At 54.7% G+C, this 18,216-nt stretch carries 13 protein-coding genes; 10 read left to right on the forward strand and 3 right to left on the reverse strand.

Annotated features, from left to right (window positions below; genetic code table 11):
• The first annotated feature begins 3 nt into the window (after positions 1-3).
• The 4 genes from OS190_RS11820 to OS190_RS11835 all read left to right on the forward strand — a co-directional run bounded on the left by OS190_RS11820 (position 4) and on the right by OS190_RS11835 (position 9,497).
• Positions 4-1,044, forward strand: coding sequence for an aromatic ring-hydroxylating dioxygenase subunit alpha (locus OS190_RS11820; RefSeq protein WP_267158914.1), 1,041 nt, complete (start codon positions 4-6; stop codon positions 1,042-1,044).
• Between the two features lie 268 nt (positions 1,045-1,312).
• Complete coding sequence (locus tag OS190_RS11825; RefSeq protein WP_267158915.1) at positions 1,313-5,509, forward strand: hypothetical protein; 4,197 nt, start codon at positions 1,313-1,315, stop codon at positions 5,507-5,509.
• Between the two features lie 37 nt (positions 5,510-5,546).
• On the forward strand, positions 5,547-6,017 hold the full coding sequence (locus tag OS190_RS11830; protein WP_267158916.1) for a hypothetical protein: 471 nt from the start codon (positions 5,547-5,549) through the stop codon (positions 6,015-6,017).
• Between the two features lie 270 nt (positions 6,018-6,287).
• Complete coding sequence (locus OS190_RS11835) at positions 6,288-9,497, forward strand: reductive dehalogenase (protein WP_267158917.1); 3,210 nt, start codon at positions 6,288-6,290, stop codon at positions 9,495-9,497.
• A 146-nt stretch (positions 9,498-9,643) separates the two neighbouring features.
• Here OS190_RS11835 and OS190_RS11840 read toward each other — a convergent pair whose 3' ends face one another.
• Positions 9,644-10,069: a MarR family winged helix-turn-helix transcriptional regulator gene (locus OS190_RS11840; RefSeq protein ID WP_267158918.1), complete on the reverse strand. Its 426-nt coding sequence runs from the start codon at positions 10,067-10,069 to the stop codon at positions 9,644-9,646.
• A gap of 84 nt (positions 10,070-10,153) precedes the next feature.
• Between OS190_RS11840 and hmgA the strand changes: the two genes are divergently transcribed.
• The 6 genes from hmgA to OS190_RS11870 are packed head-to-tail and all read left to right on the forward strand — an operon-like array spanning position 10,154 to position 16,242.
• On the forward strand, positions 10,154-11,515 hold the full coding sequence (gene hmgA / locus OS190_RS11845) for a homogentisate 1,2-dioxygenase (protein ID WP_267158919.1): 1,362 nt from the start codon (positions 10,154-10,156) through the stop codon (positions 11,513-11,515).
• Positions 11,512-12,153 (forward strand): maleylacetoacetate isomerase, encoded by a 642-nt coding sequence (gene maiA / locus OS190_RS11850; protein ID WP_267158920.1) that lies wholly within the window; start codon positions 11,512-11,514, stop codon positions 12,151-12,153. The genes hmgA and maiA overlap by 4 nt, the downstream gene beginning before the upstream one ends.
• A complete protein-coding gene (gene fahA, locus OS190_RS11855; protein WP_267158921.1) occupies positions 12,150-13,406 on the forward strand; it encodes a fumarylacetoacetase in 1,257 nt (418 codons plus the stop codon). The genes maiA and fahA overlap by 4 nt, the downstream gene beginning before the upstream one ends.
• Positions 13,407-13,448: 42 nt before the next feature.
• Entirely contained in the window at positions 13,449-14,399 is a 951-nt protein-coding gene (locus OS190_RS11860) for an MBL fold metallo-hydrolase (protein ID WP_267158922.1), read from the forward strand.
• Positions 14,400-14,425: 26 nt separating this feature from the next.
• On the forward strand, positions 14,426-16,057 hold the full coding sequence (locus tag OS190_RS11865; RefSeq protein ID WP_267158923.1) for an FAD-dependent oxidoreductase: 1,632 nt from the start codon (positions 14,426-14,428) through the stop codon (positions 16,055-16,057).
• On the forward strand, positions 16,054-16,242 hold the full coding sequence (locus OS190_RS11870) for a DUF2783 domain-containing protein (protein ID WP_267158924.1): 189 nt from the start codon (positions 16,054-16,056) through the stop codon (positions 16,240-16,242). Before OS190_RS11865 ends, OS190_RS11870 begins: the two co-directional genes overlap by 4 nt.
• Before the next feature lie 70 nt (positions 16,243-16,312).
• Here the strand turns inward: OS190_RS11870 and OS190_RS11875 are convergent, their stop codons facing one another.
• Both OS190_RS11875 and OS190_RS11880 read right to left on the reverse strand, forming a co-directional pair.
• Entirely contained in the window at positions 16,313-17,206 is an 894-nt protein-coding gene (locus OS190_RS11875) for a DMT family transporter (protein WP_267158925.1), read from the reverse strand.
• A 151-nt stretch (positions 17,207-17,357) separates the two neighbouring features.
• On the reverse strand, positions 17,358-18,158 hold the full coding sequence (locus OS190_RS11880; protein ID WP_267159126.1) for a cyclase family protein: 801 nt from the start codon (positions 18,156-18,158) through the stop codon (positions 17,358-17,360).
• Between the last annotated feature and the right edge of the window lie 58 nt (positions 18,159-18,216).

Genomic DNA, 18,216 nt, shown 5'->3' on the forward strand with positions numbered 1-18,216 from the left:
GGTGTGTTTCTGAAAAATGCTTGGTATGTTGCTGCGTGGGATCACGAGATCACCCGCGATCTTCAGCAGATTACGGTTCTGGGTGAAAATATCTGTGTTTTTCGCACCGAGGCGGGGGAGTTGGTCGGACTTGAAGATGCCTGTCCGCATCGCAAACTGCCTCTGTCCAAGGGGCGCATCAAAGGCGATACCGTTGAATGCGGGTATCACGGGCTGACCTTTGATTGCGCAGGGCAATGTGTCTGGGCACCGGGTGCGGGGCGTGCACCTTCCAATGCCAAGGTACACGCCTATCCCATGCACGAAAAATATGGTCTGGTCTGGATCTGGATGGGCAATCCGGCGCTGGCGGATGTGGCAGACATTTTCGAGATCGAGAATTTTGGCGACCCGGCCTGGGGAATGAACCGGGGTGCGGCGATGGAACTGGACTGCAACTATCTCTTGATGTGCGATAACTTGCTGGACCCCACCCATGTAGCATGGGTGCATCAAAGCAGTTTTGCTGCCCCTGCGACCAAAGATACGCCGCTACGCATTTCCAAGACGGATAAGGGTGTGATCGTGCACCGCTGGATGATGGACCATGAACCGGCACCCTTTTACAAAAAGATCGTGGAATTTGAAGGAAACTGCGACCGGCTGCAACATTACGAGGTGCGCTATCCCTCACATGCCCTGATCAAAGCGGTGTTCACGCCCGCAGGAACTGGGGGGCCGGATGGCAAGCTGCATGAAAAGACGTTTATCATGGACAGCTACAATTTCATGACACCTACCACCGACGGGCAGACGCGTTACTACTGGTTCCAACTGCGCAACATCCGTCCTGATGACGCGGCACTCTCCAAAATGATGAGTGAGGATGTGCAGAACGCCTTTGAAGAGGACCGCGACGTTTTGAACGCTGTCCAACTGGGGATGACCAACAAGACATCGCCGCATATCGATCTGCCGATTGATGGTGGGCAATTGCGGTTTCGTCGACAGTTGCAGGCGATGATCAACGAAGAGCAACAAGTCGACAAGCAGATGGCGGAATAGGTGTTGCGGTGCATCCGACTGGGTGTGGCGAACCAACACAATCCGAGCTGCCTTGAATGAAAAACCTTAAACTCGGGATCTGCCGGATTGGCCCATCCCGAGTTATCTGTGTTGCGGGCCATCAGATAACCATCTGATAATGGATAGCTTTTTCAAGTATTAAATCTGTTCTTGGTGAAATCACGCTTCTCGCGCTAACGTGATGGCATATTTTTTCGCGATACTCTGTTTTTAGATATTCAATCATCCAGCAATTTAGGTTGTCAGAATGGCCACTAAAAAATCGCCTGCCGAACTGAAAAAAGAGGGTGTGGAACTGGGCGCAGTGATCGCCGCAGCCCGTAAAAGAACGCATAACTTTGCAATCCTTCTGGGCAAGGAGGGTCTTGTCCTTGAGACTGACATACGCAAGCCGCCGGAGGCGCTCTGGAGGATGGCCAAGAAGGTTGGCGGCGGGTCCAAGGGTGCAATGGGCACCATGAACGTGAAGGGCAAGATTGTCGAACTGACTTGCCTTGCGGATGATCCGCCAACGTCATTGGTACGCCTTGGTAAGGAGTTTTTTGCGGAACGCGGGCTCGCCCTGAAACTGGCATTGATATTGCCCGGTGACGCAGCCGATGACAGCGCGACAGATGACACGGCGGAAGATGAAAAGCAGCGCAAGGCATTGGTGTCGGGGTTCAAGGCCTTGAGCAATGACCTGAAGGAAGCAATGAAGAACGCAGGCGGCGACATTGCCAAGTCTCTGGCCAATGACGCCCAAAGCTTTGACAAACTGGTCAAAGGTGATGATCTGGATGCTGCGCAGGCACTTCTGGCCAAGTTGAAAACGGAAATTGCTGCGGCGCTTGCAATAAAGCCCAATACAGTTGCGCAGGATGATGGTTCCTCGTTGGCCCCGGCGGGTGATGGGTCGGGAACGCCCAATGCTGGCAAACCAGTTGACCGGCCCGCAGCAGCACCTGATCCCAAGGATGCCGATGCCAAACGTCGGAAGGCCCTGCTTGCTGAATATGCGGCAATGCAGCCTGACCTGATCAAAGCCGGTGCATCCGCGAACCCCGGCGCGGTAAAAAAGGTTCAGATGTTGAGCCAGATGTTTGTCACGGAATTGAATGCAGGTAATTTGGACAAAGCAGCCAAAACTTTGCAATTGCTTAAGAAAACGGTCCAGAGCGTGCTGAAACTTCCGATGGCGGACGACAAGTTGAAAACCGCCAAGGATTTTTTCGGCGGAATCGGTCAATCGCTCGGACAAGATGTCTCGGAGCTGACGAGTTCCGCTGGAGAGGCCGCATCAGACATCGGAGACTTCTTTGGCGGTCTTGCCAAGGGCATTTCTGAAACCGCCCATGACGTGGTGGGATCATTGACCGATGCGGATGAGGCGAACAAAACCAAGATCGATGCATACGGACTGAGTGATGAACAGCAGTTGGTGCTGGTTCATGCGGCGCGCAATGACCCGGCCGCGATCACTGCTGCCTTGCCGGTCCTGGACAAGATCAAGACACTCAAGCTGCCCCCGGCACAATTCGAAAACCTGCTGGCGCTCAGCAAATCCGAGCCGAAAGCCTATGCCGCCACAATTGCCGCGATGGCCAATATCGACGCAACTGGGGCGATAGATGTCTCGATCGCTGCGACAACTCAATCGTTGAAGAATGTGCAGGCAAAGAAAAAGGTTTTTCGTGAGAAACTGAACAACTGGGATGCAACAGAAGCCGCAGAAAAAGCTGCGAAGGAAGCATATAACACAGCGTTTGACGCCGCGACCGCTGCCGCAAATGCCGAGTATGAAGCCGCGCTTGCCTTGCAAACCTATCAGGCTACGCTGCCCGCTGATTTGACAACCCTGTCCCCAGTTGAACAGGCGGCAGCCGCGGCCGAAATCGCGCGGTTGAATGGCGTGCTGGGGGCGGCACGGACCGCGATGACGGCCGCAAATGCGGCAGAGGCTGCGGCATTGACCGCAAAAAACAATGCCTCGGCGGCATTTGTCACGGCCCAATCCGATTATTTTACGGCCCAAAGTGCTCTTGATGCAGCGGTTGCGGATAATGAGACCCTTTTGGACAAACGCGAGTTGATTGACGCGATCACCTTTGGTCCGCTCTCGGCCGAGGCCAAGTCCCCGCTGAGTGAAGAGGACAAAGCCAGAGTGATCGAGGCCTATGGCAAGGCACCGGATGTGGGTCAAGAGGCTCTCGAACTGATCAAGAAACTGGAAGACCCTTCGCTGATTGTTGCAAATGTGGGTGCTGTTGTTGATCGACTGGATGGCGGGTTTGCCGATGCCAAGGGCAACAAGCTTGAGATCACCAAACCCGACGGCACCAAGGGACCGCCCAGCAAGGCCGCCGCAGAGGCCATGGCGATCAGTGCGCTGAAACTTGGCAGCGCACGCGGGCAGGAATATTTCGACGGCTTCAATGCTTATATGGACAGCGGTGCCCAGTTGAAAAAGGATCCTTGTGGCGGAACGGACAGAGAGCCCGGAGACCGTGACTTGAACATAGATGCCGTAGCGCAAAAGCGCTCGGCGTTGATGGCGGATGCGGTGATCCAAGGCAATGGCAGCGTCGACTTTGACAGTAAGAATGCCAAATCGGCCATGGATCATATCCTGTATCACCCTGGTTCCCTACAAACCTATTCTCCTCATGCGATAGATGAGATCGACAAAACCAAAAAATTGTTTGCCGATCCCGCAACCAAGGACAGGGCGAACGAGATCATTGGTGATACCAAGGTTGCAAAGCGCAGTGAAAAGCAAAGCGGGCGCGCCCGTCATATTGTTGCCGATACGACGGGAAAAACACCGCGCAACATCTCGCACAATGATGCCAAGGAAGCGGTGCTTTCCGCGATGATGACGCCTTTGTCCCAGGGGCCGGTCGGGTCTTGCTTTTCAACCGGGCCTGTGCGCCGGATGAAAGAGACCGAACCGCTCAAGGTGATGGAAAAGTTTTCGGGGATCGTAAACACCGGAACGGTTCAGGCGGCAGATCGTACGGTGACGGATGCTGCGGGCAACGTGACGGTTGTTCCAGGCGACATCTATCCCGCCAACAGATCAGCGCATGAAGGTCAGAATCCGTTGATGCGCAGTCTGGAGTATACGATTGCTGACGCTGGTGCGAACCTTGCGCAAAGCCAGACCAAGAACTGGGATACAGGCGTGGTCATGGGCGATACCAGACCGCCGGGTCAGAACCTGTCGGGGATCGAAACGATGCTTGATGATCCGACCCAATGGGCCGGCACCCGCGCAGTTGATCCGGCGACCGGTGAGATCGACATGGGGATCGAAGAACGGATCAAGAAAGCGATCAGCGTTAAATTCAAATATGTCTACAATGCCGCCCCGGGATCAAAGGGGGATAGTTCCAGTGGGGACGGACGCTCGACGGATGGTGGATATGATGTCTTTGTGGACGGTACCAAGATCAAGGACAGAGCGAGTTATGTGAAGGCCATGACGGAGATCGCACTGGCCGCATTGCCCAGCGGCGCATCTCAGGTCGAGATCGACAAGATCACCGCGCATATTGCCAGCGACGTTTTCGCCGATGCGGTGACCAAGGCCAATGGCGGCGATCCGCCATGGTCACGCGGTGCCGGTTATGGCGGCGATACAACTTCTGTCCTGCGGGGGGGTAACCACGTAGACAAGAAGTTCCTTGGCAAGAAACGACCGCCCAGCACGACAACAGACGCGGCATTGGAACGGTCCAAGGTCGTTCTGGAAAGCCTGATGGGCAAGATCAATGCCATGACGGGTGATATGGAAATGATGCGCACTGCAGGCGATAATGCGCAGCATGCTTTTAACGCCGTACCAGGACACCCCAGCCTTGACAAGATCAAGGGTGCGGATACGTCAGCCAAGATCGAGGCAGAGCTGCTGGCCCCGGGGCGTGTGATCTCGGAGACGAAATTTCCGGCTGCGAAAGCCGCAAAGATTTTTGAAAAGGCCATCAATGCCATTTCAGACAAGACCGAGAGCACGCAACACGATCTGCTCGCTCTTGCACTGGATAAACGACCGACCGAGGAAATGAGCCCCAAAGAGCTGGATGCGCATATCGACAGAGTGTCGGAAGATTTCAAAAAAGCGGTTGCCAAGGAAGAGGCTGACGCCTGGAAAGCCAAGAAGATCGCCGATGGCGAGGTCGTCTCAGATGCCGATTACAACCTTGAAGAATCCCGTCTGAAAAAATTGCAGGATATGGAAGTGGACAGCGCGACCGCTGGCGTTCTTGCGGCGGAATTTGATCTGCCTGAAGTGGTCGTCGCCGATGCGAACTGGGGCGACGCGACCAGCCAGATCTATTTTGTTTTCGCACCGGATCCCGCGACTGGGAAACTTCGGATGTGGGAAAAGAACGAATTCGACGGTACAATGTCTCCGGCTGACACAAGCTGGACAAATGCCAAATGGCTTTTGCTTGAAGAGTAAGGGCTGCACCATGCACATTCCGGGAAAGTACTAAGATATGTCTGATGGACTCCCTCCGATTTCGACGATTGTGAACGATCAGGGCGCACCTGTTGTGATCGTCGGCGACGCGCAAGTTACAAACGCAAAGGAACTGATCGAGGCAGCCCCCGCCTTGCAGAAACCCGAATGGATACGCGTTTACGCAAATATTCTGAACCATATGGCCCATGGCTATAAGTACGAATTGATCATCGATCCTGACGAATTCCAGGCGCAGTACATGAAGGCGTATGAGGCTGAGAACCCCGAAGAAAAGGCGGTTGCGGGTCTGGTTCGGCTCCATAACTACGGTATTCCCGAGTTTTCCGAAATCGCCGCCCCGACTTATGAAGGCGAGACCCTTACCTTTTTTGTGCGGGAAAATTACCTGGGTATACCCTACAAGGCGACATTGGGCAGCTATTTCTTGCCAACCTACGAGCCCGTGACGCTTACCATGGAAGGCGACGAACAGGCCGACGAATAGGTCAGAACCCCGATCGAATGCACCGATATAAACTGAAAGATCACTGTTTGATGCCGGCTGGCGAGGCGGTTTGCCCTGCAATGCGGTGCACGGCACTGGCAAGCCTGATGAAGTGAGGCCGATATTGGTCAGGGCGATAAACTGAAGAATGTGATGCTGGGCGCCTGTTTGGCCTGGGCGTCGTGACTGGACCGTTGGTTTTGTGATTTGCAATGTTGGTTGCGACCGGCATTACTGCAGACAACTGCAGCCCGAACAACTGGACGCTCAATGACGATCCGTTTCTTTTCAGATAAAAAACGCCCGGTTCATATGGGACCATATCCAACAGAAAGATTGGCGCGTAGGGACCAAGTTCCGGATCTGACGTCACTGCCACCATCCTGCCAACTGTCGTTTGATCGCCCCGCTGATCCAAGGTCGATCGTGAACGCAATGCGCGAACATCAGGCAATGCTGGATGCGATACGAGACGGATTGATCAATCCAGCGGTTTCGCAGGTGCCCACTGATCCCCAGGAGCGCGCCGATCACTTGAAAGCGTTCGGATACTTTTCCGATGCCGCGGTGGTCGGGGTTTGCAAGCTGCCCGTCGAAGCGATGCTAAGCACGCCGCAAGTAAATCCCGATGTCACCCGGCTGGGTCATGATCTCAGGACTCGCCAGACCAAGACACTGGCAGCGGGGATTGACCTGATCATGGCCGATCTCAAGGAGTCGATGGATGCTCCAGCAACTGGCATTGAAGATCATACCCATGCTTTGGTGTTTCTCTTTGAAAACCCGCGTGACCCTGATGATAACGAGCCAGGCGCTGGATGGATCAAAGATGCCCAGGCGCACCGTGCCGGGTTGTTGGCGGCGGAAGCGGCGGTAATTCTGGCCAATTATTTGCGGTTGTTGGGCTATGGGGCGCGGGGGCATACTGTGTCCAGTTCCGATGTTGATCTGGGTAAACTGGCCGTGGCTGCGGGCCTTGCCACCTTAGAGGATGGGAATTTGTCGCATCCTTATGTCGGCAGCCGTTTTGGCCTTGCTGCGGTCACAACCAGTTTTGAAATCGCACCCGACCTTCCTTTGGCCCCGATGGCGCAACAGCCGAAATCAGGTTTTGGTCTGGCCTGGAAACTCGGGATTGCATCCGCCAAGAACCAGATGAATGCATTGCCCTATGCCAACCGGCGCTTTGTTGATGGGGCACATCCTTTTGAAGATCTCAAAAGAGTCGAGGTACCAACGACTTATATTGATGAACCCAATGTCGTCCGCGTACCGAAACGCACCGACATGTTTGCCCGCGCCCAGTTCGGAGATATGGGGCGCAAAATGCAGGATGCCGCGAAGGGTGGGCATTATGTGCGCAAATCTGCTCCGTCCTCGGCACAGCGGCGCGCCCTGGGTGCTTTTGTATTGCTGCAGGATGGTGAGACTGCCGCTGAAAAAACAAAACTGGCGCCGCAGGAGGCCGCGGCGTTGATCAAGGCCACCAGCTATTATCTGGGGGCTGATGCCGTGGGCATCTCGCGCTGCCCTGACTGGGCCTGGTATAGTCACGATGCGCGGGGCGAACCAATTGATCCGCCTCATGATCAAGCAATCAACATGATTATTGATCAAGGGTATGAAACGATGGAAGGGTCATCCGGTGATGACTGGATTGCCGTTGCACAAAGCATGCGGGCATATCTTCGCTTTTCCTTGCTTGGCGGGGTGATCGCCAAACAAATCCGGAATCTCGGTTACAAGGCCAAAGCCCATACCGTGATGGACGGCGAAGTATTGCAACCTCCATTGTTACTGTTGTCGGGGTTGGGCGAAGTCAGTCGCATCGGCGAAGTGATCCTGAACCCTTTTCTTGGTCCGCGACTCAAATCCGGCACGGTGACAACCGATTTGCCTATGGCCCATGACAAGCCGATCGATTTCGGTCTGCAACGCTTTTGCGAAAGCTGTAACAAATGTGCCCGCGAATGTCCGTCGGGTGCAATTACGGCAGGCCCAAAGCTGATGTTCAATGGCTATGAAATCTGGAAATCGGACAGCCAGAAATGTGCAACTTACCGTGTCACGACCGCGGGTGGTGCGATGTGTGGCCGTTGCATGAAAACCTGTCCTTGGAACCTGGAAGGAATATTCAAGGAAAAGCCGTTTCGCTGGGCAGCGATGAAGATGCCACAACTCGCACCCGCCTTGGCGAGACTTGATGATGCCGCAGGCAATGGCAGTTTGAATCCAGTCAAGAAATGGTGGTGGGACTTAGAGATCGAGGACGATGGAGGCTATCGTCCGACAACGAACCCGGTGAACGCGCGGTCATTGCAAAGAGATCTGAACCTCAGATACGAAGATCAGACACTTGCGGTATATCCCGCGCCTCTGGCACCGCATCCCTACCCCTATCCCTTTCCGATGGACCGCGAGGCGGGCATCGCCGCTTATCAAGCGATGATCACCGCGCAGGAATACAAATCTCTGCTGGAACGTGACGAAAAAGGTCATCTGCATATTTATTCCGCTGCTGGTGACAGCCCGGTGATTCAGGTTGAAATCACCAAGGCCGAAGCCAGCGGCGCGGGTGTGATGAAATATGAATTCCGCTCTGTCGACGGTGATGATTTGCCGACTTGGTCGGCAGGGGCACATCTGGACATAGTCGTGGCACCCGAATTCCTGCGGCAATATTCGATGTGCGGCAATCCGGCGGACCGCAGCAGATACCAGATTGCTGTTTTGCGCGAAGAAAAGGGCAGGGGAGGATCAAAGCTGATGCATCGCATCTTTAGTGAAGGCCGCCGGATCTTCGTTTCGAAACCGATCAATCATTTTCCGCTCGATCTGCAAGCCAGCAGATCGTTTTTGATGGGAGGAGGTATCGGGATCACACCCATGATCGCAATGGCGCATGAGTTGCATGCACAAGGCCGTGATTTTGTCATGCACTATTCGGGGCGCACACGGGCTGCGATGGGATTGATGGATGATATTGGCAACAGCCCCTGGGCGGACAAAGTCCACCTGAACATTACGGACGAGGGCACACGGGCGGACCTGAATGCGATCCTGTCAGGGTATAAACCGGGCTGGCATGTTTATACCTGCGGAGCTGATCGCTATATGCGTGCGGTGCTTGATGCGGCGACGCGGAACGGGTTCCCCGAAGAGGCACAACATCTGGAATATTTCTCGGTCCCGGAACAACCTGAATACGTCAATCACGAATTCACATTGAAACTGGCGCGCTCCAACAGGGAATTCATTGTTCCGGTCGACAAGACGGCCACCGAAGTGCTGGCCGAAAACGGTATCCATATCGACGTCAAATGCAGCGACGGCATTTGCGGCGTGTGCAAATGCGGGCTTGTCTCGGGCACGGTTGAACACCGCGACTTTGTTCTGTCAAAGGCACAGCGGGAAACAGCGGTGATCTTGTGCCAGAGTCGGGCTGCTGAAAAAGATGGCGTTGTTGAGGTGGCCCTGTAAACCGGCACAATGGCCGCGTAAAGCTGCATGGGGCGGCATGAAAAGAGGGCGGCGCGGATGCCACGCACCGGCCCGGTTCCCCAAGACATTTCATGGAATAGCACAGTCAAGCGTATGGCACGGGGTCGCCATGCTGCGGGTAGCATTCAACGGCTGACCAAGAGTCTCCCAAGCAGGTATTTTAATTGTGTGAGTTCTTCATCATCAAGATCCTCGGTTACTTTGGTTTCGTATTCCTCTGCGGATTTTCGCAGGTTGAAGAACACTTCCTCTCCAAGGTCGGTTAGGTTGAGATGTTCAATTCGGCGGTCATGAGAAGCCACCTTTTTTGTAATATATCGCTTTTTCTCAAGCGCTGTGACGGCGCGACTGATCTTGGTCTTGTGAATGGTCGCTTTCTCGCAGATGCCTTTTGCGGTCATCTGTCCGTAGACACCCAGATGAAACAACACACGCCATTCTGTTCGAAGCATGCCATAACGGTCACGATAGCTTTGCTTGAAGTCTGCGCTGACCGCTTCGGCGGCCTGATTCAGGAGATAGGGAAGGAAGGATTCAAGTTGAAAAGGCATAAACAGTCCAATGATCTGATCTTGTGATTGTTAGTTACATAAGTAACTGATAGCTAAAATCGAAACTTAAGTGAGGAGGACGAAATGAACAAGCAAACAGCGGCGGTGCCATTTATACAGGCCCCCTCTTTGCCCGGCCCGCATGAGGGATATATGCCGGGTTTCGGGAATGATTATGAAACCGAAGCCCTGCCCGGTGCCTTGCCGCAAGGCATGAACAGTCCGCAAAAATGCAACTATGGCCTATATGGAGAGCAGTTGAGCGGCACAGCCTTTACCGCACCCAGCCATCAGAATGAACGCACATGGTGTTACCGCATTCGACCCTCAGTCAAGCATTCGCATCGCTATGAAAAGATCGACCTGCCCTACTGGAAATCTGCTCCGAATATTGTCGAAGATGTTGCAAGTCTGGGCCAATATCGTTGGGATCCGCTGCCACATGCGCAGGAAAAGCTGACCTGGCTGACTGGCATGCGCACCATGACAACTGCAGGTGATGTTCATACCCAGGTCGGCATGGCGTCGCATATCTATCTGGTTACCGAGAGCATGATCGACAGCTATTTTTACTCAGCTGACAGTGAGATGTTGATCGTACCCCAAGAGGGACGTTTGCGCTTTTGCACCGAATTGGGGATCATCGACATTGCGCCACAGGAAATAGCAATCATTCCACGTGGTTTGGTATATCGGGTCGAGGTGCTGGATGGGCCATGTCGCGGGTTTGTTTGCGAAAACTATGGTCAGAAATTCCAACTCCCCGGACGGGGGCCGATCGGGGCCAACTGTATGGCCAATCCGCGTGATTTCAAGGCACCTGTTGCAGCCTTCGAAGACCGCGAGGTGGCATCAACCGTCACTGTAAAATGGTGTGGCCAGTTCCACGAAACAGAGATCGGCCAGTCCCCGTTGGATGTGGTCGCATGGCACGGAAACTATGCGCCGGTGAAATATGATCTCAAAACCTATTGTCCGGTAGGCGCGATCCTGTTTGACCATCCGGACCCTTCCATCTTTACGGTGTTGACCGCACCTTCCGGGCAGGAAGGCACCGCGAATATCGATTTTGTTTTGTTCCGCGAACGCTGGATGGTGGCCGAAGATACCTTCCGCCCGCCGTGGTATCACAAGAACATCATGTCCGAGCTGCTTGGCAACATTTATGGTCAGTATGATGCAAAGCCAAAAGGGTTCATGCCCGGCGGCATTTCCTTGCACAATATGATGCTGCCCCATGGGCCGGACAGAAACGCATTCGAAGCTGCATCAAATGCCGAACTGGGCGCGGAAAAGCTGGATAACACAATGTCATTCATGTTCGAAACGCGCTTTCCGCAGCAACTGACCAGATTCGCGGCGCAGGAGGCACCATTGCAGGACGATTACATCGATTGCTGGGAAGGCATCGAAAAGAAGTTTGACGGGTCGGCGGGCAAGAAATGAAACTTTATTCTTATTGGCGTTCGACAACGTCGTATCGCGTGCGGGCCGCCCTGAACCTCAAGGGCGTTCCATATGACACCATTCCTGTTGATTTGGTTGCGGGGGATCAGCGGCGCGACGATTACGCCGCGCTTAACCCCGGCAAGGGCGTTCCGACGCTTGTATTGAACAATGGTACCGTGCTCACGCAGTCAATGGCGATCCTGGACTATATTGACGCCACATGGCCGGAACCTGCGCTACTGCCAAAGGATGCCTTGAGGCGTGCCCGCGTATTGGCGGCAGCACATACCGTAGCGCTTGATATTCATCCGATAAACAACCTGCGCCTGATCGGCCAACTCCGAAGCCGTTTTGGGGCCACAGCCGAACAAACGACAGATTGGATGTGTTACTGGATGGCGCAGGGTTTTGCCGCCGTCGAAACCATGGTTGACCCGCAGAGCACATTTGCCTTTGATGAGAGTCCGGACCTTGCCGATCTTTGCATCGTTGCACAGGTTTATAATGCGCGTCGCTGGGGGCTTGACCTTGAGCCGTTTCCAAACGTGCTACGCATCGAAACCAATGCATTGGCTGTGCCTGCGATCGCCGCCGCGCATCCTGATCAACAACCTGACGCGAAAGTAACAACATGACACAACTGATGACCTCATGGGTAGAAAGCGCCAACAGCGCGGAAACGCCTTTCCCGTTGAACAATCTGCCCTATGGTGTGTTTTCGACCAACAGCCTTGAGGCTCGGTGCGGTGTGGCGATCGGGGATATGATCCTCGATGTGACCGGCCTGGAAGAAGCGGGTATTCTGACGCTGACAGAAGAACCGGTTTTTGATGTGCCCTATTGGAACGATGTAATGGATCTTGGGCCGGAAGCCTGGGAAAAGTTGCGCGCGCGCCTGTTTGGCATTCTCACCTCTGATTCTGATGAACAGTCACAGGTTGCACCCTATTTGGTGCCGATGGCGGACGCGATGTTGCATATTCCGATGGTTGTGTCCGAGTACACTGATTTTTATGCATGCCGACATCATGCGACAAATGTCGGCACGATGTTTCGCGGTGCCGAAAATGCCTTGCCTCCGAACTGGCTGCACATCCCGATTGGATATAACGGACGGGCGTCAACCGTCGTTGTTTCCGGCACTGACATTATCCGGCCGAACGGCCAGTTCAAGGCACCAGACGCGGAAGTGCCAAGCTTCGGTCCTTCGAAAAGGCTGGATATTGAACTGGAAATGGGGGCTATCGTCGGCACCTCCACCGAGATGGGCCAGCCCGTCAATGCCGTTCAAGCGGATGCAATGATCTTTGGGTATGTGCTGCTGAACGACTGGTCCGCACGTGACATACAGCCATGGGAATACCAGCCACTCGGGCCGTTTCAGGCCAAGGCATTTGCCACGACGATTTCACCTTGGATCGTAACCAAGGCCGCGCTGGAACCCTTCCGCACGCCGACACCAGAACGCGAGTTCGAACTGCTTCCCTATCTGCATGAAGAGGGTCCATCGCTGTATGATATTGACCTCAGTGTCATCATTCAGCCAGAGGGAGGCGCGCAGGAGGTCATTTCGCGGACCAATTATAACGAGATGTATTACTCTGCCGCTCAACAACTGGCGCATCATTCTTCATCCGGTTGTGCGATGAACGCTGGCGATCTTTTGGGCTCTGGCACCATTTCGGGGGCCGAGAAAGCGCAACGGGGCAGCCTGCTGGAACTCAGCTGGGGCGGGAAGGAACCGCTGACGCTGGCCGATGGATCCACACGCAGTTTTATCGAAGACGGCGATACGATGATCCTGACGGGTCACGCACAGGGCGAGGGGTATCGCATCGGTTTTGGGGCTTGCTCAGGCAAGATCACGCCCGCTGTGAAATTCCCCTGATCCCTTCACCAGAAACCAAATTTAGCAAGACAGGATACCAAGATGGCCAAAGCATTTGCTTCCCAAGGGGACATGTCAGAAAAGAAAATCACCTTTGATGAGGTGGGCCGCGATCTCTGGGCGTTCACGGCCGAAGGCGATCCGAACTCAGGCGTGATCATCGGGGACGATAGCGTGATGATTGTCGAAGCGCAGGCAACGCCGCGCTTGGCGAACAAGGTTATCGAGAAGGTCCGCGAAGTCACTGACAAACCGATTACCCATCTGGTGCTGACCCATTATCACGCTGTGCGTGTTCTGGGGGCAAGCGCCTATGGTGCTGACCAGATCATCATGTCCGATGTGGCCCGCGGTATGGTCGAAGAACGCGGCCAGGAAGATTGGGACAGCGAATTCCAGCGCTTTCCGCGTTTATTCGAAGGACATGAAAGCATTCCGGGCCTGACCTACCCGACAACGACCTTCAGCGACAGTATGACCGTCTACCTGGGCAAGCGGCGTGTCGACATAAAACAGATCGGTCGTGCACATACAGCAGGGGATGCAGTGATCCATGTGCCGGACGAGAATGTGATGTTCACCGGTGATATCGTCGAGGACCACTCTGCCTGCTATTGTGGTGACGGCTATTTCGGCGACTGGGGGCAGACGCTCGACAATATCAAAGCCTATGATGTCGACGCGATTGCGCCGGGGCGCGGTGGTGCGCTGATAGGCAAAGAAGCGGTTGCACGCGCTATCGAAAGCACCAGAGATTTTGTCGAGAGCACCTATGCACCCGCCGCCAAGGTGGCCGCACGTGGTGGCACACTGAAAGAGGCCTGGGATGCGGTCCGCGCGTCTTGCGATCCAAAGTTCAAGGATTATGCAATCTACGAACATTGCCTGCCGTTTAACGTCGCGCGCGCCTATGACGAGGCGCGTGGCATTCTGCACCCGCGCATCTGGACCGACAAGCGCGACCTGGAGATGTGGGCGGAATTGCAAGGATAACTGGTCAGGCAACGAGGGGACATCACATGGTAGACGTCAGGTACAACATCGCCTTCAAGCTCTATCCATATGAGAAGGTAGCGGCGCAATCGGCGCCGCCGCAGCGGCATCCCGTTGTGATCGTCGGTGGTGGCCCGATCGGCATGGCGGTTGCACTTGATCTGGGACGCAGGGGTACGCCGGTGCTTGTTCTGGACGATCACGAGGGGGTCGGACAAGGTAGCCGTGCCATTTGCTTTGCCAAACGTACGCTCGAGATTGCCGATCGTCTGGGCGCTGGGCAGGCAATGATGGACAAAGGTGTGGTTTGGAACATCGGCAAGGTATTCCACGGTAACGAAAAAGTTTTCGAATTCGATTTGCAGCCCGAAGCGGGGCACAAGTTTCCTGCCTTTATTAACCTGCAACAGCCATATTTTGAGAAGTTTCTGGTTGATGCAATTCGTACCGCCCAGGCAGAGGGCGCACCGATCGAAATTCGCGGCCAGAATGCGGTAACCAGCATGCAACAGCAGGCCGGAATCGTCACGCTTGACGTCGATACGCCCGATGGCATCTACCAACTAGAGGCGGACTGGCTGATTGCCTGTGACGGGGCACGCTCGCCCATTCGCGATATGATGGGCCTCAGTTTTGACGGCCGGGTGTTTGAGGACAATTTCCTGATTGCAGACGTCAGGATGACGGCTGATTTCCCGACAGAACGCTGGTTCTGGTTCGAACCCCCGTTCAAGGACAGCGGTGCTTCCGCCTTGTTGCACAAGCAACCTGATGACATCTGGCGGATCGATTTCCAATTGGGCTGGGACATTGATCGCGCCAAGGAACTGAAGCCGGAAAACATTCGCGCACGGGTTGATGCAATGCTGGGTGAGGGGGCAGAATACGAGCTTGAATGGACTTCGATCTATACCTTTCAATGCCGCCGGATGAAGGAATTCCGTCACGGAAATATTCTCTTCGCAGGTGATAGCGCACATCAGGTTTCCCCCTTTGGCGCACGCGGGGCGAACTCTGGCGTTCAGGATGCCGACAACCTCGCCTGGAAACTGGATCTCGTCATCAAAGGTCTGGCCCCTGCGGCGCTTCTCGATACATATTCGCAGGAACGGGTACACGGCGCGGACGAGAACATTCTCAATTCGACCCGGGCCACAGATTTCCTCACACCGAAAAGCGAGATCAGCAAGGTGTTCCGCAATGCAATTCTTGAACTGGCGCAAAAACACGCTTTTGCGCGACCGTTGGTGAATTCAGGTCGGCTTTCGGTGCCCTGTGTCTATGATGGTTTGCCGCTGAACGGGCCGGATCATGCAGATTTGCCAACACGTACACGTCCCGGATCAGCCTGTCCCGATGCACCGCTGGATGCAGGGTTTCTGTTGTCAAAGTTCACAGGAGATTTCACGCTCTTTGCCATCAATAGCACAGTTCCCACGCTGAACGAGGTGGATGGGATCAGGGTAAACACCGTTTCGCTAAACACAAAGGATGCTGATCCTACGGGTGCCATAGCTGAACGCTTTCTGGGGAATGCGGAACAAGCGCTCTATCTGATCCGGCCGGATCAGCATGTCGGCGCGCGGTGGCTTGATGCCGATGTGGACGCAATTAAATCCGCCATGCGCAGGAACACCGGCAAGGAGCTGTCATCATGAGTCTCAACCTTGATCCCAATATCCCGGATCCCGACGGGTTTTACGATGAACTTTTGGCGCTGCATCAGGGTCTGGACAAGGCGCAGAGCGATGCCTTGAATGCGCGTTTGATATTGGTGCTTGCCAACCATATCGGTGATCGCCAAATACTGCGCGACGCCATGCAAACGGCAAAGGCGCGTTAAAGTGTCGTGAACAAGCCGGTCCGCCTGGACGCAGGGAGCGAAGATTTTTTTCGGATGGATCACTCTGCGATCACATTGGCGGGCGGGTGCGTCGGCGAACGCTGATCAGCAATCCGATCGTCAGCAAAGCAATTGCGAAAATACTGGTCGGGCTTAGTGCCTCGCCCAAGATAACTGCGCCCAAAAGCCCGCCAACACCGGGCACAGCGGCAAGAATGGAGGACGTATTTGCCGTTCCGATTGTGCGGGAGGCATGGGCGATGAACAACAGGCCGATAAGGTTTGGCACAAACCCCTGATATACAGACTGCAATAACAATGGACCAAGCGGAGCGTTTGATAAACCAGAGGGCAGCCAAAGCGCCCAGATAGGCAGATAAAGGATCGCATTGACGATCGTACCGCAAAAAATGATCTGCATTGCACCCAGTTGCCAGCGTTCTGACAGCAGCACATAGGTTCCAAAAAACATTGCACCCACCACAAAGAGCAGATCCCCGATCCAGGCATTTGTTGTGCTTGTCGCGCTGGCGTCCCATGCCAGAACAATTGCCGAGAACAGGATAAGCACAGCGCCGACAATCTGTCGCAGGCTGGGGGCGGAGCGCAACAGCACAAGCCCGAAGAGGATAGAGATCAACGGCAAGACGCCGTTCATGAAAATGCCGCCATGGGCCGCTGGGGCATAGAGGAAACCGGAAAAGACGGACAAGATATAGACCGGACCCAGGATAAAGGAGAGCGCCGCAATCTGCCTCAGACGCATTCCGCGCCACGGTTTGTAATACAGGCAGAGCGGCAGTGCGAGGATCGATGCCAAACCATAGCGCATGGCGGCCAGATCATAGATTGTCAGTCCGCTGTCATTCGCGATCCGGCTGACAATCAACCAAAAAGACCAGACGAATACAATGATCCAGGCGGCGCCGTAGCCTGTGACCTGCGAAGGCGTGTTCGTGCTCATCTACTTGCGCCAACTCATTTTGATCAGGATAGTATGCTCTGGTTCCAGCAGTAGGTTGCCCACAGCTCGGAGACAAGAGCGCGTCGGGAGCACGGGCAGGTTTTCCAGGCGCTCAAGTCGGGCGATTGTCACTGTCCGAAATCGCCAACCTCTATGCAGGCACAAGTGCCAATGCGCGGATCGGGCTGCCGGTCCCATTTTCGATCTTTAGGGGGGCCGCGATCAATATGGCCCCCTTCGCGGGAAGCTGATCAAGGTTAACAAGGCTGGCCAACCCGAAACAATTGTCGCGGTGCAGGAAGTTATGAGCCGGGTAGGGGGGGCTCATCTTGCCGGCCATGCCCGCATCGGTCCCGACACATTGCGTGCCCCAGCCGACAATCCCTTTGGCCAAGAGGTAATCAATGCATTCCGGGGTTGGTCCCGGACTATGGGCACCATCCTCAAATGGGTCAGGGTCTTCGTTCAGAAACAGTTCTTCGTCATGAGACCGCTTGTCCCAATCGGTGCGCATCACCACCCATTCGCCGGGGTTGATGTTACCATGTTCTGCTTCCCAAGTTTGGACATGGTCAGGGGTCAGCAGGAAATCCGGATCATCAGCAGCTTGCGCAGAGCAGTCAATGACATTTACGGGGGCGACAATCCGCTGAACATCAAGGGAATCGGTATAGCCGTCCTCAAAATCCTTGCCGGAAATCCAGTGATGCGGTGCGTCAAAATGAGTGCCGGAATGTTCGCCGAGTTTCAGCCAGTTCCAGGCAAAAAACGGCCCGTCGGAATCATATTCACTGATCTTGTTGATCTCGACCTTGGGGGTCGCCTTGGCAAAATCCTCGGGCAATCGGATGATCGGCGTTTTCGGGCCAAGCGTGGTTGTGCAATCGACAACCTTGATCTTTCCGCTCAGCAACATTTCACCAAACGCGCCTAGAATTTCTTGCGATGACATGGTTTTCCCACCTATCTTGAGCGTTGCGGAATCGCCCTGCGGACCCTTGCCCGCAAAG

Source organism: Sulfitobacter sp. F26204, assembly GCF_026410305.1.
Classification (GTDB): domain Bacteria; phylum Pseudomonadota; class Alphaproteobacteria; order Rhodobacterales; family Rhodobacteraceae; genus Sulfitobacter.

Bases quoted from the DNA above. Each gene is read 5' to 3' on its own strand.
- OS190_RS11825 (WP_267158915.1), top strand. From the start codon at position 1,313: ATGGCCACTAAAAAATCGCCTGCCGAACTGAAAAAAGAGGGTGTGGAA.
- OS190_RS11830 (WP_267158916.1), top strand. From the start codon at position 5,547: ATGTCTGATGGACTCCCTCCGATTTCGACGATTGTGAACGATCAGGGC.
- OS190_RS11835 (WP_267158917.1), top strand. From the start codon at position 6,288: ATGACGATCCGTTTCTTTTCAGATAAAAAACGCCCGGTTCATATGGGA.
- OS190_RS11840 (WP_267158918.1), bottom strand. From the start codon at position 10,069: ATGCCTTTTCAACTTGAATCCTTCCTTCCCTATCTCCTGAATCAGGCC.
- hmgA (WP_267158919.1), top strand. From the start codon at position 10,154: ATGAACAAGCAAACAGCGGCGGTGCCATTTATACAGGCCCCCTCTTTG.
- maiA (WP_267158920.1), top strand. From the start codon at position 11,512: ATGAAACTTTATTCTTATTGGCGTTCGACAACGTCGTATCGCGTGCGG.
- fahA (WP_267158921.1), top strand. From the start codon at position 12,150: ATGACACAACTGATGACCTCATGGGTAGAAAGCGCCAACAGCGCGGAA.
- OS190_RS11860 (WP_267158922.1), top strand. From the start codon at position 13,449: ATGGCCAAAGCATTTGCTTCCCAAGGGGACATGTCAGAAAAGAAAATC.
- OS190_RS11865 (WP_267158923.1), top strand. From the start codon at position 14,426: ATGGTAGACGTCAGGTACAACATCGCCTTCAAGCTCTATCCATATGAG.
- OS190_RS11870 (WP_267158924.1), top strand. From the start codon at position 16,054: ATGAGTCTCAACCTTGATCCCAATATCCCGGATCCCGACGGGTTTTAC.
- OS190_RS11875 (WP_267158925.1), bottom strand. From the start codon at position 17,206: ATGAGCACGAACACGCCTTCGCAGGTCACAGGCTACGGCGCCGCCTGG.
- OS190_RS11880 (WP_267159126.1), bottom strand. From the start codon at position 18,158: ATGTCATCGCAAGAAATTCTAGGCGCGTTTGGTGAAATGTTGCTGAGC.